The sequence below is a fragment of the Vibrio sp. 11-4(1) genome (assembly GCF_013048625.1).
GTDB lineage: Bacteria > Pseudomonadota > Gammaproteobacteria > Enterobacterales > Vibrionaceae > Vibrio > Vibrio diabolicus.
Window position 1 is genome coordinate 53,622 of the sequence record NZ_VHSY01000011.1, and the last position, 13,877, is coordinate 67,498.

The following is a 13,877-nucleotide window of genomic DNA, read 5'->3' on the forward strand; positions in this document are numbered from 1 at the left end:
TTTGCAGATGAACGAATACCAAATCACCTTTTTCGTCGATAATGCAAATGCCAGTGCGCACCTTGCTCAGCCACTCAATCGAGTGGCAAAGAAGTTCAAAAGTACCTTACATATCATTAATGTAACGCAAAATCGTGTTGCGGAACTCACCAAGTCCGTGGCGATTTTGCAAGCAGGTCTACAACAAGGTGATTTGTGTCAAATCACAGCGATTGGCATTGACGCAGAGCTGGCCTGCTTCGTCATAAAAGACATGATTGCTGAACACTTTACTGTGGTGGGATCTCATATCAACTATGAGTTTTCTAGCCAACTGGCCGAGCGTTTACCGCAAATTTGCCCACCTTGTGAAATCAAATGGCAGTACGCCAAAGCGCATACCGCGCTCACCAAGTTTGAATGCCTTAAAGGACTAGCTCAGCTCATCCACCCCATTCATCCCGACGAACTGATTCTTGCTTTTATTAAACGTGAAGAACGTTCATCAACTTGCGTGACCCCGGGGATCGCTCTACCACACGTGATGTTTTCAGGTGTTGACCATATTTCTATTGCTGTTATTGCGAATGAAAAGTCGATGGATTGGGCTTCGAAGATGGGTGATGTTCATCTGGCTATAGCACTGGTGATGCCAGAAAAGCCGACCCGAGAACAGATCATTGCGGCCACTAACCTCACAAGAAACCTGCTTACCGATCAAATGGCGGAACGCCTACTACTAACAAAAAGCAGCGTCGACTTACAGGCGCTGCTGATGTACGCCATGTCGAGGCTGCTCGCCTAAACTTTTCTATGATTTACGCACTCTGACTGAAGGCTTAAATCGAACCACGATATTCCGTCGGCGTTCTGCCTGTACGGTTCTTAAATACTCGGCAGAAATAGTTCACGTCTTTAAATCCGCAGCGCACTGACACGTCATTGAGTTTGAAGTTGTATTTCTTGAGCATAAACTTCGCACGATCCACGCGTACCCAAGTAATGTAGTCTGCCAAGGTCATGTGCCCCTGCTGACGGAACAAGCGCGACAAATGGTTCGAGGAAATACTGAATCTCGACGCAATGCTGTCACGCGTGATTGGGCGATGGAAGTTCTCTTGAATGTAGATGCAGATCCCTTGATAGAGATCTTGCACACGGCTATGTGACTGCTGCTCGACTGGTGCATCCAACATCGTCTTCGCGTATTGCAATAATGCTTGTAGTAAAAGCTCATCCATTGGTTTTTTAGTATTCTCACGAGCCAGTGAGCTCAACGCTTCTAAGATGTTATCTATCGCAAATCCTGAGCGCGTTTGAATGCTATGCTTTTGAATATCGTAAAAGTTTGCCTCACCTTTGCGTTTGCTCACCAAACTCAACCCAAGTTGTCGACGCCCAAACAAAATACTTAACACTGAACAATCGGTATCCCAGTCTGGTTTATTCCAACAGTTAGGTGGAATAAATATCGCATCGCCTTTTTTAGCAACGATGTGCGTTACTTTTCGATCATGACTTTCCATTTCATTAATATATTCCCCATCCAGAACTAACTCTAGGCGAGGGAAATTAACTTGATAGCTAAATTCAGGCGGCGTATGAAAATCTCCTGCAAACCAAATATTATGAAATGGCTCTCTTTCATTTAATACCGCTGAAATTAAATCATGAAAAATCATTGTCTCACACTCTATATATGCATCAATGATGCTATTTACTATAGATATACACCGGACTGAACTTTTGTGCTATTGAGCAAAATCACACTTCCATTTTAATGTTACAAAAATCCAGTTAACGCATCAAATTTCCAGTAACAAAAACTCTATCAACAACACTCAATCCCTTTTCAAATGGGAGCAAAGCCACATTTCACTTATCATTTTGCTTCTTATCCATCATGTCACAGATATGCAGCTAGATTTGTCCAGTGAACGATCTAAATCACACTATAGTTAGTCGGTTACAATCCTCCAGTAAATGCATTTTTTCTTCACTACAGTCTTTTTATCAGTAATTTAAAAATACCCCTGAAATAAAAATTATATTTATAGGGGTTCGACAATGATCACCAAACTAATAAATGAAGACTTAATTAATCTTGATCTTAAAGCGTCTTCAAAAGAAGACGTATTTAAAGAACTGGTTGCCGTTCTTCATGCCCAAGGTCGTATTTCTGACCAAACACAATTTCTTGCAGATATAAAAGCACGTGAAGAATTAGGAAATACTGGATTTGAAGATGGCGTGGCAATTCCACACGCGAAAAGCGCAGCTGTGATTGAACCAGCGGTTGTGATCGGCGTAAGCAAATCAGGTATCGAATACGGCGCGGAAGACGGCTTGCCTTCAAAACTGTTCTTCATGATAGCTTCTCCAGACGGTGGCGATAACCACCATATCGAAGTACTTGCAGAACTGTCTTCAAAACTGATTGAAGATGGTTTCATCGATGCGTTCTTAGGCGCAACAAACAGCCACGACGCACTGGCACTCCTTCTTGCTAAAGAAGAACCGCAACCAGTGACAGATGCTCCAGCAAACCAAGGTTTCATCATTGGTGTTACTGGTTGTCCTGCTGGCGTTGCCCACACTTACCTAGCAGCAGAAGCGCTAGAGAAAGGTGCAGCGGCGATGGGTTACGAAATCAAGGTTGAAACGAACGGTTCAATCGGTGTGAAAAACAGCCCAACCGCAGAAGAAATCGAGCGTGCAGATGCCATCATCGTCGCCTGTGACAAACAAGTCGACATGAACCGCTTCGCGGGCAAACGCGTGGTTAAAACCAACGTAAAAGCCCCAATCCGCGATGCTCAAGGACTGATTAATGAAGCGTTAAGTGCTCCGACATACCAAGCAGAAGCAAGCAGCAATGCGCAAACTTCTGTTGCAAACAAAGCCTCTCAGGCTCGCTCTGACCTTTACCGCTACTTGATGAACGGCGTATCACACATGATCCCCTTCGTCGTAACAGGGGGTCTGTTGATTGCACTTGCTCTTGCAATCGGCGGTCAGCCAAGTGAAGCGGGCATGGCCATCCCTGAAGGCAGCATGTGGAACCAAATCCTCAACGTCGGTGTGGTTGCCTTTACGCTGATGATCCCAATTCTAGCGGGTTACATTGCTTACGCGATTGCTGACCGCCCTGCTCTAACTCCTGGCTTGATCGGTGGTTGGATTGCAAACAACGGTTCTTTCTACGGCGCAGACGCAGGTACAGGCTTTATCGGTGCCATCATCGCAGGCCTGCTTGTGGGTTACTTCGTGAAGTGGATTACGTCGATTAACTACCACAAGTTTATTCAACCTTTGGTGCCAATCATGATTGCGCCAATCACAGGTTCGTTGTTCATCGCAGGTCTATTCATCTTCGTTATCGGCGCGCCAATCGCAAGCCTAATGGACGGCCTGACTGCGCTACTAACTAGCATGAGCACAGGTAACGTAGTTCTATTGGGTATCGTACTTGGTGGTATGGCTGGCTTCGATATGGGTGGCCCATTCAACAAGGTCGCATTCTTATTCTCTGTAGGCATGATTGCGAGCGGTCAAACTCAATTTATGGGTGCGATGGCGTGTGCAATTCCAGTTGCGCCTCTAGGTATGGCAATGGCAACGGCGCTTGGCCGTAAGTTCGACCTGTTCGAAGAATCAGAAACCGAAGCGGGCAAAGCCGCAGGCGCAATGGGTCTGGTGGGAATCTCTGAGGGTGCGATTCCATTCGCAGCACAAGATCCAATGTCAGTGATTCCTGCAAACGTACTTGGTTCAATGGTGGCGGCAGTAATGGCGTTCTCATTCGGCATCACCAACAGCGTTGCTCACGGTGGTCCAGTTGTCGCTCTACTTGGCGCAATGAACCACCCAGTCCTTGCTCTGATTAGTATGGCAGCTGGCGCAACGGTTACCGCAGTAACGTGTGTAACGTTGAAGAAAGTGCGTAAAGCAAAAATGATGCAAGCAGCCGCTTAATCATCCCCTTCCCCCAAATGGCTCCTATGGCTTGGGCAATGTCGCCTAAGCCATGATTTTCTCGCATGGTGACACTCTATGTCTGATTTAACGATGTCCGATACACAAACGATTCAAACTCAAGCTAAGCATACGATGTTTTTCCTGATGAACAACGTGATTCAAAACTACGCTTGGGGCAGTACTACTTCTGTTAACCAACTGTTTGGCATTGAAAACCCAACGGGCGAACCACAAGCAGAAGTATGGATGGGCGCGCATCCAAACGGTTGCTCAGTGGTGATGGTAAACGGCGAGGAGACCAAACTCTCTTTACTGATTGCTCAAGACATGAATGCTTTTCTGAGTGAAGAAGTCGCAAACCGTTTTGGTGAACTTCCATACCTGTTTAAAGTGCTTGCCGCCGAGAAAGCGCTGTCGATTCAGGTGCACCCAAACAAGCAACAAGCAGAACTAGGTTTTGCACTGGAAGAAAAACAAGGCATTCCCCTAACCGCTGCAAACCGTAACTACAAAGATCCAAACCACAAACCAGAATTGGTTTACGCGCTAACCGAATACCAAGCGATGAATGGCTTCCGCCCAACAAGTGAAATCATCAGCTTCTTCTCTGAGCTGGCGATTCCTGAGCTGCAAAGCTTGGTGGATGACCTTATCGACAATCAAACTTCCAAAGGATTGGCGAGCTTCTTCTCCGGTCTATTATCACTGGAAGGCGAACAGAAAGAGATGGCGTTGACGGTGCTATTGGCTCAAGCTCGCATCACCGACTTACCTCTGTTCAACCTGATCTTGGAGTTAGAAGCGCAATACCCGGGCGACATTGGTTTGTTTGCGCCCTTGCTACTCAACGTCATCACGCTGAAACCAGGCGAAGCGATGTTCTTGGATGCAGAAACGCCACACGCGTACTTGAAAGGTACGGGGCTTGAGATCATGGCGAACTCAGACAACGTGCTACGTGCCGGTTTAACGCCGAAGTATATGGATATAAAAGAACTCGTTGCTTGCACACGCTTCGAAGAAAAACCATTCGACACCCTACTGCTTGAACCAATCGAAAACGACGACATGTTGGAATACCCAATTCCCGTCGACGATTTCAAATTCGCGATTGTAAAACAAGCCAACCAACGAACGCTTGATGTAAGAACCGCAGAAATCCTGTTGCCGCTAGATTCCCCGCTCGTGATTACACACGCAAATGGTGAAACGTGTGTAGTAGATAAAGGCCAATCTGTTTTCATCCCAGCTTACGCCAAACAATACAGTTTGAATTGCGAAGGTCGTGTGGCGCGGGCTTACAGTTAATATCGCTGATTAAGTTTGCATGTCGTTACTGCCAATAAGCAAAAAAGAGCAGAGAAACGTCTCTGCTCTTTTACTTAATATGCGCTTTTCCCGATAAATTCACGCAATAATCAAATTGTCTAGAAAGGTTTACTGCTTAGCGTGGAACATCGCTTGTCCACTTTTATCTTTATTCGACCAAAAGTTAATATTGAACTGTGCATCATCGCTCATTTCAATACGATGCCAATACTGTGGCGGGCTTGTCGCGAACTGACCTGCGTTGATCACGACGACCATTTCAGGCTCTGTCGTGAATTCATCAGCAAAACCATAGTAGGTGACTTGCCCCTCCATTACGCATAACTGCCCAAACACGCCTTCGGCTGTGTTGTGATGAGTTAGAAGAGCTGGAGGCACACTGCCTTTGGTAAAAAATGGCGTCGAACGTTGAACCGTCCAGTCTTTCGGAATACGAAGATGTGACATGGTTATACCCTCTTTGAATATAAAATTGTGCTGCTTGAAGCGAGTTACGATTGCGCGACTTGAGACAGTTCACGCAGTAACGGAAAAGCCTGAGCCACTTGCTCGCCCGTCACAACAAACCCAGTCAATATGCTTTGTTCATTTTCAGCTTTTGCCACGATGCCAGATTGAGAAATCTGCACATTCCAATTCGCGACAGCACTGAAGTCCCCGGCAAGCTGAATTGGGTAACTCGGCGTTTTGACTTTTACCATCATTGGCGGCAACTTCAATTGCGCTTCCTGCCCAAGCAACTGCTTACCTAAAACATTAGCGCTCAACACGATTGGCTGAAGGTATGGAAGCATGCGCCCTTGTATCTCGGCGCAATCGCCCAGAGCGAATACATTGTTCGCAGAAGTCTGCAGCTTAGCGTCGACAGCAATGCCTTTCCCAACCTCTAGTCCACAAGCATTCGCTAATTGAGTGTTTGAACGCAAGCCAGCGGCAGAAATCACTACATCAATCTCGCTCACTTCACCGCTGTTCAAAATCGCTACCAACGAATCGGCGGTACGATTCACCTCAACAACCCCATTTCCCAACGCCAGTTGAATGCCTTGTTGCTTAAGTTGGCTTTCCAGAGGCAACGCCACAAACTCAGGAATAAGATTGGCAAGCAAGCGTTGGTTTGATTCAACCACCGTAACGGCTTTACCGCTGCTCGCAATATCCATTGCAATCTCAACGCCAATCAAACCACCACCGATAACCATTACGCGCTTTGCTTGACTGATTCTCTCTTCTGCGAGCTGATACTCTTGTAACGAATTGAGCGTTAGGACATCGCCAGAAGCATCACCTCGCATTGGAGGAACAAAAGCTTTCGCGCCCGTTGCAAAAACCAGTTTGGAGTACGCATAAACTTGTCCATCTGCTACCACTTGTTGGGCTTGCGTATCCACACTCTCAATTTTAGTGTGGGTTAATAACTCGATATGGTGCTCTTGGGCAAAAGCTTCTCCCGTTTTTACTACCAGATCCCTCGCGGTCTGTTTTCTACTGAACACATGGCTCAAATCGGGCTTGTTATACTCCGCACCGTCATCAGCGGTGAATACTTGAATTGACACCTGTGCATCCATTCGACGCACAGTTTTAACCAGTTGATAGGCAGCAAAGCCACTGCCTATGATTACAATTGGTGCTTGCATCACAGCTCCTTACCCCTTGAACTCAACAAATACATCTTTACCCAAGTGACATTCAGGGCAGAGGAAGTAGTCCGGAACGTCTGACCACGTGGTACCCGCTTCAATTCCTTGATTAGGCTCACCCTGAGCAGGGTCATACACCCAGTTACAAACTGTGCAAATCATGCACTGGCAATCTGATGGATGTACTTCTGAGCTTGGATTAATAAGCTCCCTTTCGACCACGGCTTGCGTTTCTACTTGTACAACGGGCTGTGATTGAACTTGCGGTGCAGACGCAGCCATCATCGGAGACGCAACAGGGCTTGTTAGTGAATGTTTCGCCCACAATTTCGCGATGCTCTTGCCATGTTCACGACACTCACGCATCGCTTTACCATCTGGTCGCCATTTAGTTTTCAGGCTGACTGCCGTTTCAAAACCCGCGTCGGTCAACCGTGCGTGGATACGGTCTACCGCACCACCATTCCAGCCATAACTACCAAAGGCAGCGGCTTTCTTGGCTTTAAAACGAAGACCAGTGATCTCCTCCAGCATGCCAGCAATCTTCGGCATCATGACGTTATTCATGGTAGACGAACCAACCAAGATGCCTTTTGAGCGGAACACATTGGCGAGAATTTCATTCTTATCGTGCTTAGACACATTGAAGACTTTAACCGCGACACCCGGGTCGACATCGTGAATGCCCTGTGCAATCGCGTCCGCCATCATTCGGGTATTGTTCGACATAGAATCGTAGAAGATGGTAATACGATCTTCTTGGTAGTTATCCGCCCACTCTAGATACTGTTCGATGATTTGGACTGGGTTATCGCGCCACACAATACCGTGTGAAGTTGCAATCATGTCGACAGGCAAGTTGAAGCTCAGTACTTCTTTGATTTTGGCTGTTACCAAGCTGCTGAACGGCGTTAGAATGTTTGAGTAGTAACGCAAACACTGTTCCATCAGCTCATTTTGATCCACTTCATCATTGAATAAGCGTTCATCGCAGTAGTGCTGACCAAATGCGTCGTTACTGAATAACACTGCATCGCCAGTTAGGTATGTCATCATGCTGTCTGGCCAATGCAGCATTGGCGCTTCCACAAACACCAATTGCTTACCGTTACCAATATCGATGCTGTCACCCGTTTTTACCGTTTTAAAGTTCCATTCGGGATGATGGTGATGGCCAACAATCGAATCAATCGCCGCTTCCGTACAGTAAATTGGCGTGTTCGGCATCTTCTCCATCAATGCAGACAATGCGCCCGAGTGATCTTCCTCTGCATGGTTCACGACGATAAAATCGATCGTCTTAAGATCGATTTCCATTTCTAGGTTCTGGATAAATTGCTGGCTGAATCGATGATCGACCGTATCGATCAGTATGGTTTTCTCTTCACGAATTAGATAACTGTTGTAACTGGTGCCTTTTGTCATTTTGTATTCTGTACCATGGAAATCTTGAACTTCCCAATCGCGTTGACCTACCCAGTGGATGTTGTTTTTTACGTGAATTGTCATAATTACTACCTTGAATGACGGGATAAACAAAAATAATCTCTTCTTGTACTGCACTGGGCATGCCAACTTTTAATTACCATATATTTCAATAATTTAATTAAAATAAAACTTTAAAAACTGTCATTTAGACACAGTTGAAAATTGTCATTAAGACACTACAATGGTCATATTGACACAATTGGTATTGGCTATGACTTCTTTAATCGCGCAATGGCTACACATCACGCAAGACCTTAACTCGGCGCTCACTCAACAGGCTCGCTTCGATACCTTATTAACCACGATTCGAGAGGTATTAAAATGTGATGCTTCTGCTCTTCTTTTGTATGAAGATCAGCACTTTAAGCCGCTGGCTATCAATGGCTTAGCAAAGGAAGTATTGGGACGCCGTTTTTCTATAAACCAACACCCGAGATTGGAAGCCATTGCACGCGCTGGCGATATCGTACGGTTTCCATCGAATAGCGACTTACCCGATCCCTATGACGGGTTAATTCCGAACCTCGACGACAAGCTGCACGTCCATTCATGTATTGGTCTCCCTTTGTTGATCGACGATCAATTGATTGGCGCGATCACTATTGATGCCTTCGACCCGAATCAGTTCGATGGTTTACTCAATCAAGAACTACGCTTTGTAAGTGCGTTAGCCGCGGGGGGCTTGCACACTGCTCTACTACTGGAGCAGTTAGAAACACAAGCAAGCTTGCCACGTAAGTCTTACACTGAGAAACGCACCTTGAGCAACGAAATCATTGGCAAATCTGCTGGGATGAAAGCACTTCAAGAGCAAATCGATGCGGTGGCAGATACCGAGCTATCAGTGTTGATAATGGGTGAAACAGGGGTTGGTAAAGAGCTCGTCGCAAACGCAATTCATCATCGCTCTCACCGAGCCAATAATACCTTGGTGTACTTAAACTGTGCCGCGTTACCTGAATCTGTCGCAGAGAGTGAACTTTTTGGTCATATCAAAGGTGCTTTTACTGGTGCTATCAGTAATCGGAAAGGTAAGTTCGAGCAAGCCGACGGCGGCACACTATTCTTGGATGAAGTTGGCGAACTTTCTCTGGAGTTACAAGCCAAGCTACTTCGCGCATTGCAATATGGCGATATCCAGCGTGTTGGGGATGACCGACATATTCGAGTCAACACACGCATTGTGGCGGCAACGAACCGTGTTCTGCATGAAGAAGTAAAAGCTGGCCGTTTCAGAGCAGATTTGTACCACCGTTTGAGTGTATTCCCTCTTCATGTTCCCCCACTTCGTGAACGTGAAGACGATGTCGTGCTACTGGCTGGTTTCTTTGCAGAGCAACTACGCAGCAAGTTGGGGCTGAACAGTGTTCGACTCTCTCCCACTCTAGTTCAAGCACTTAAAGATTACTCTTGGCCGGGCAACGTGCGTGAACTGGAACACGTCATCAAACGAGCGGGCGTGCTTGCCAAAGCTAGAACTCAATCGCTGGATATCGAATTGGTGGAACAAGATTTCGATATCAAAGCGTCGAACAATCAGCCCACCACTGAAGAGTCAGGTATACCTAGCTCTTCATTTGAACTGTCAGACGCTGGTTTAAAGCAAGCCACTGACACCTTCCAAAAAGCCATGATTGTAAAAGCACTAGAGCAGAATCAAGGAAACTGGGCTGCAACAGCACGTCAGTTAGAACTCGATAATGGTAATTTACATCGCTTAGCCAAACGGCTAGGTATAAAGTAAAAAAGGATACGGACGGTTTGAATTCCGCAAGAAAATCTATCTCGCTTATGTCAAAATGCACCATCACAATCGAAAAGTCTGTAATGTAATGAACTACCAAGCTGCTATTTTTGATATGGATGGTTTGCTCCTTGATACTGAGCGCGTCTGTATGCGTATTTTCCAAGAAGCATGTGAAGTCCAAAACCTTCCGTTTTATGAAGATGTTTACCTGTCGATCATTGGTCGTAATGCGGCAGGTATTGAAGCAATTTTCCGCAAAGCCTACGGTGAGAACCTAGACCGCCTGCATCATGAATGGCGTACTCGTTACAATGCTGTCGTCAAACACCAAGCCATCCCAGTGAAAAATGGTGTTGTTGAGCTGCTAGAATGGCTGAAAGCACAAGGCTTACCAATCGCAGTAGCGACTTCTACGGCAAAAGAGGTGGCGAAAATCAAACTGGAATTAGCGGGTTTGAGTAAGTACTTCGACAACCTCACCACAGGCTGCGAGGTAAACCACGGTAAACCCGATCCAGAAATCTATTTGCTGGCAGCGAATCGTCTGGATGTAGAACCAAGCCAATGTTTGGCCTTTGAAGATTCCAATAACGGTGTTCGCGCAGCCGTGGCAGCGAATATGGTTACTTATCAGATTCCGGATTTAGTTGAACCTTGCAAAGAGGTAAAACAATTTGGTCATTTCATCGTGCCGTCATTACATGAAGCGTTAGATGCGTTGAAGCAAAATCGCTAAACGTAAACTGCCGCTCTAACTGTTAAAGCTCAGCAATTTGGCTGAGCTTTTTTATGTTTGAGCCTCTCCTCTCACCTTCTCTAATCTACTTCTAATAAACACCAAGATACTGCTCCAAAGCTTAATAAGATAGACCTTATCTCTGTACGGGGCGTGTTCCTTTCTTTTTTGATTTACCTCACGCCATCGCATGAAATAGGGCCTATGAGTGATCAAATAGTGGAACTAACCAGTACAACTTTGCAACAAAACGTCAATATACCGCTTGAAGCACGTTTTTCGAGTGAAAATTGGCTGATAATGAGAACTATTGGATGAGATTAATCCAAGTCAGCCCAAAATATAAAATGGAGAGTGTTATATGTCTTTACGTTTATTAGCAGCAACCTTCGCATTAGTAGGAATGAGCTTTGGTGCCCAAGCCAGTGCCGAGTGTGAAGTGTCCCTAGATGCTAACGATATGATGCAGTTTTCTACTAAAACACTGAGCGTTCCAGCCACTTGTAAAGAAGTAAAACTGACGCTAAACCACACAGGTAAAATGCCTGCACAATCAATGGGTCACAACGTCGTTATCGCAGATACCGCTAATCTACAAGCAGTAGGTACGGACGGCATGGCAGCAGGTGCAGAAAACAATTACGTGAAGCCAAATGACGACCGTGTATACGCTCACACAAAAGTGATTGGCGGCGGTGAAAGCACCAGCATTACTTTCAGCACTGAAAAAATGAAAGCTGGCGGCGACTACTCATTCTTCTGCTCGTTCCCTGGTCACTGGGCGATCATGCAGGGTAAATTTGAGTTCAAGTAAGAGCTAACTAAGTCAAAACAAGACTCACTATAGGGAAGCCATCGCTTCCCTTTTTATTGCACCTTAGTTAAGCACGTCGATGGATAATCTCATCCAAAGGTATAGGCCTTGCTAAGTAAAACCCTTGAACTTTATCAACCCCACTTGACCGCACAAAGTCATAGTCAGACTGCGTTTCCCCCCCTTCCGCTACGACCTCGCAATTTGCAATATGTCCTAACTTAGCAACCAATCGATACAGTTGCCGTCCACGATGATCGTTAGCGTCCAATAGCAGCGATCTGTCTAGCTTAATCTTGTTAAATGGATACTTGAACAAATGAGGAAACGATGCGTAGCCCGTACCAAAATCATCCATTGTGATACGAACTCCCATACTCTGTAGAGCTTTCATGGTGTTAGTTAAAGAAACTTCATTGTCTAATACGGCTTCTTCAGTAATTTCAATTTCAAGCCATTCAGCCGGGATTCCAAAATAGACCAACCGGCCTTGTAAATGCTGAACAAAATCCACTTGTTGAATGGTAGCAACAGAAACATTAATGGCCACTCTTCGCTGCTCAGATAATCCCATTTCCTTCATATCCGACAACACCTTTTCGAGTACTAATTTATCGAGCAGTGGCATGGCATCTAACCGGTGAAAATCTTCAATAAACGTTGGTGAAAGTAAGTTTCCATCTTCATCTTTATATCGAATAAGCGCTTCGTAAGAATACTGTTCCGCATCCTTTGTTGAGTGCTGCTTTTGATAAAACATCACCAACTCGCCTTCACGAAGAATGGAAGTTAAACGCTTCTGCGCGGATGACTTGCTGATACTCGATGTGTTCGCATCTTTCACACTACTGAGTAGTGATTTAAATAGGGATTGTTCTAAACCATTGTAAGTATTACTTACACCAAGCTGCCCCACATATTTGCCTGCATAGGCTAGATAAAAAGGTCGATAAATGAGTACACCAATCGCAATCACCACCAGTTGAAGTATCGCCCCCTGTGCATGATGTCCCATTGCAACATAACCACTCAACAGAGGCGGTGTCATCCAGTTCACAATATTTTCAACAGGCGCAATTAAGCCGGAGGCAATCGCACAGTAGGTGATGATAAAACTGACCAGCGGCACTAATACAAATGGGACGACCAGAATAGGGTTAAAGATGATAGGCAAGCCAAATAGCAGCACTTCATTGATGTTGAACATCACCAATGGTGCTGCCGCTAACGCCAGTAAAATATGATTGCGCTCTTTAGCGAACAATAACAGACACAGGAGTAAACTAATGCTATTCCCTGACCCGCCCATGGATAAAAATGCGTCGTAAAAACCTTGGCTAATGACGTTAAGCGACGCTTCGCCTGTTTGCCAAGCAGCCATGTTGGCTTCGGTCGCAGCGTATATTTGCTGCTTGATGGCAAACAACATGTTATGACCATTAATGCCCGCCGCTCCTAATAAGCTCAAGATGGATTGATAAAATAATCCTCCTGTGAACGTCAGCGGATCAAAGTTAAGTCCAGCCACTGTTGTAGTAAAAGCATCCATCACGGCTGCGGTGACATGAGATAAGCTAACCGCAAATAAAACGAATACGAAAAAATGTAAGACATCTTTAAAAAGACGAGAAGAGAAGTCCATTGCTTGAGGATCAAGCAGCTCAATTCGGAAACTTTTACAATAAACGTATGACACTGTTGCACTAAAGAGTGCTAATAACGGGTTATTCGGCAACATGTAATTACTAGAAAGGCTGTCATTCTCTATTGAAATTAAATAGAACATGACCAACGAATAAATGATGATAATCGCGCTCGACACATTCACTTTATGCGATAAATAGTAACCAGCCACAATGCAAAACGCTGTGGGATATAAGTTGATTAAAATATCAGAAAGATGGAACAATAACTGAGAAACCTCTGACACCCCTAGGATTCTAGAAGCGTGACCAAGAAAGATGGCAAGTGCGTTAGATAGCGTCAGCGGTAACAGCAATAAGGCAATAGATGCGAGATCAGTAAGATAAGATTTAGATCCAAGTCGCCATTTATCTGTAAATACCGTTAGACGATGAAGGGGATCAAATACGCGTTCACGACGAGTGTGCATGGTGAGTTCTTATATTAAGTAATAATCATCGGCTGCGAAATAGGCAGCCG

The 13,877-nt window shown here is 45.3% G+C and carries 11 protein-coding genes; 6 read left to right on the plus strand and 5 right to left on the minus strand.

Annotated elements, in window-relative coordinates:
- The first annotated feature begins 7 nt into the window (after positions 1-7).
- A complete protein-coding gene (locus tag FKN16_RS19965; RefSeq protein ID WP_170903420.1) occupies positions 8-784 on the plus strand; it encodes a PTS sugar transporter subunit IIA in 777 nt (258 codons plus the stop codon).
- A 34-nt stretch (positions 785-818) separates the two neighbouring features.
- Here FKN16_RS19965 and FKN16_RS19970 read toward each other — a convergent pair whose 3' ends face one another.
- A complete protein-coding gene (locus FKN16_RS19970; protein ID WP_006742228.1) occupies positions 819-1,661 on the minus strand; it encodes an AraC family transcriptional regulator in 843 nt (280 codons plus the stop codon).
- Positions 1,662-2,046: 385 nt separating this feature from the next.
- On the opposite strand from FKN16_RS19970, the gene FKN16_RS19975 reads away from it, so the two are divergent.
- Together FKN16_RS19975 and manA are read left to right on the plus strand one after the other, a co-directional pair.
- Positions 2,047-3,954, plus strand: a complete 1,908-nt coding sequence (locus tag FKN16_RS19975) for a fructose-specific PTS transporter subunit EIIC (protein WP_170903421.1) — start codon at positions 2,047-2,049, stop codon at positions 3,952-3,954.
- A 78-nt stretch (positions 3,955-4,032) separates the two neighbouring features.
- Complete coding sequence (manA, locus tag FKN16_RS19980; RefSeq protein ID WP_170903422.1) at positions 4,033-5,265, plus strand: mannose-6-phosphate isomerase, class I; 1,233 nt, start codon at positions 4,033-4,035, stop codon at positions 5,263-5,265.
- 129 nt (positions 5,266-5,394) lie between these two features.
- Here the strand turns inward: manA and FKN16_RS19985 are convergent, their stop codons facing one another.
- From FKN16_RS19985 to norV, 3 genes are read right to left on the minus strand one after another with little or no spacing between them, the layout of a single operon-like run.
- Positions 5,395-5,733 carry a DUF1971 domain-containing protein gene (locus FKN16_RS19985; RefSeq protein WP_114322822.1) on the minus strand — a complete coding sequence of 113 codons (339 nt, stop codon included), beginning with the start codon at positions 5,731-5,733 and terminating at the stop codon, positions 5,395-5,397.
- Between the two features lie 44 nt (positions 5,734-5,777).
- Entirely contained in the window at positions 5,778-6,926 is a 1,149-nt protein-coding gene (gene norW, locus FKN16_RS19990; protein ID WP_170903423.1) for an NADH:flavorubredoxin reductase NorW, read from the minus strand.
- A gap of 9 nt (positions 6,927-6,935) precedes the next feature.
- Positions 6,936-8,438 carry an anaerobic nitric oxide reductase flavorubredoxin gene (norV, locus tag FKN16_RS19995; protein ID WP_170903424.1) on the minus strand — a complete coding sequence of 501 codons (1,503 nt, stop codon included), beginning with the start codon at positions 8,436-8,438 and terminating at the stop codon, positions 6,936-6,938.
- 190 nt (positions 8,439-8,628) lie between these two features.
- On the opposite strand from norV, the gene norR reads away from it, so the two are divergent.
- From norR to azu, 3 genes are all read left to right on the plus strand, one after another.
- Positions 8,629-10,161, plus strand: coding sequence for a nitric oxide reductase transcriptional regulator NorR (norR, locus tag FKN16_RS20000; RefSeq protein WP_170903425.1), 1,533 nt, complete (start codon positions 8,629-8,631; stop codon positions 10,159-10,161).
- 88 nt (positions 10,162-10,249) lie between these two features.
- The gene (locus FKN16_RS20005) at positions 10,250-10,900 is read left to right on the plus strand and encodes an HAD family phosphatase (RefSeq protein WP_048625344.1); all 651 of its coding nucleotides are present in this window, start codon (positions 10,250-10,252) and stop codon (positions 10,898-10,900) included.
- 361 nt (positions 10,901-11,261) lie between these two features.
- Positions 11,262-11,714, plus strand: a complete 453-nt coding sequence (gene azu, locus FKN16_RS20010; protein WP_005392455.1) for an azurin — start codon at positions 11,262-11,264, stop codon at positions 11,712-11,714.
- A 67-nt stretch (positions 11,715-11,781) separates the two neighbouring features.
- Here the strand turns inward: azu and FKN16_RS20015 are convergent, their stop codons facing one another.
- The gene (locus FKN16_RS20015; protein WP_170903426.1) at positions 11,782-13,827 is read right to left on the minus strand and encodes an EAL domain-containing protein; all 2,046 of its coding nucleotides are present in this window, start codon (positions 13,825-13,827) and stop codon (positions 11,782-11,784) included.
- Positions 13,828-13,877 lie beyond the last annotated feature (50 nt).

Coding starts and splice junctions, on each gene's coding strand:
- FKN16_RS19965 (WP_170903420.1), top strand. CDS start 8: ATGAACGAATACCAAATCACCTTTTTCGTCGATAATGCAAATGCCAGT.
- FKN16_RS19970 (WP_006742228.1), bottom strand. CDS start 1,661: ATGATTTTTCATGATTTAATTTCAGCGGTATTAAATGAAAGAGAGCCA.
- FKN16_RS19975 (WP_170903421.1), top strand. CDS start 2,047: ATGATCACCAAACTAATAAATGAAGACTTAATTAATCTTGATCTTAAA.
- manA (WP_170903422.1), top strand. CDS start 4,033: ATGTCTGATTTAACGATGTCCGATACACAAACGATTCAAACTCAAGCT.
- FKN16_RS19985 (WP_114322822.1), bottom strand. CDS start 5,733: ATGTCACATCTTCGTATTCCGAAAGACTGGACGGTTCAACGTTCGACG.
- norW (WP_170903423.1), bottom strand. CDS start 6,926: ATGCAAGCACCAATTGTAATCATAGGCAGTGGCTTTGCTGCCTATCAA.
- norV (WP_170903424.1), bottom strand. CDS start 8,438: ATGACAATTCACGTAAAAAACAACATCCACTGGGTAGGTCAACGCGAT.
- norR (WP_170903425.1), top strand. CDS start 8,629: ATGACTTCTTTAATCGCGCAATGGCTACACATCACGCAAGACCTTAAC.
- FKN16_RS20005 (WP_048625344.1), top strand. CDS start 10,250: ATGAACTACCAAGCTGCTATTTTTGATATGGATGGTTTGCTCCTTGAT.
- azu (WP_005392455.1), top strand. CDS start 11,262: ATGTCTTTACGTTTATTAGCAGCAACCTTCGCATTAGTAGGAATGAGC.
- FKN16_RS20015 (WP_170903426.1), bottom strand. CDS start 13,827: ATGCACACTCGTCGTGAACGCGTATTTGATCCCCTTCATCGTCTAACG.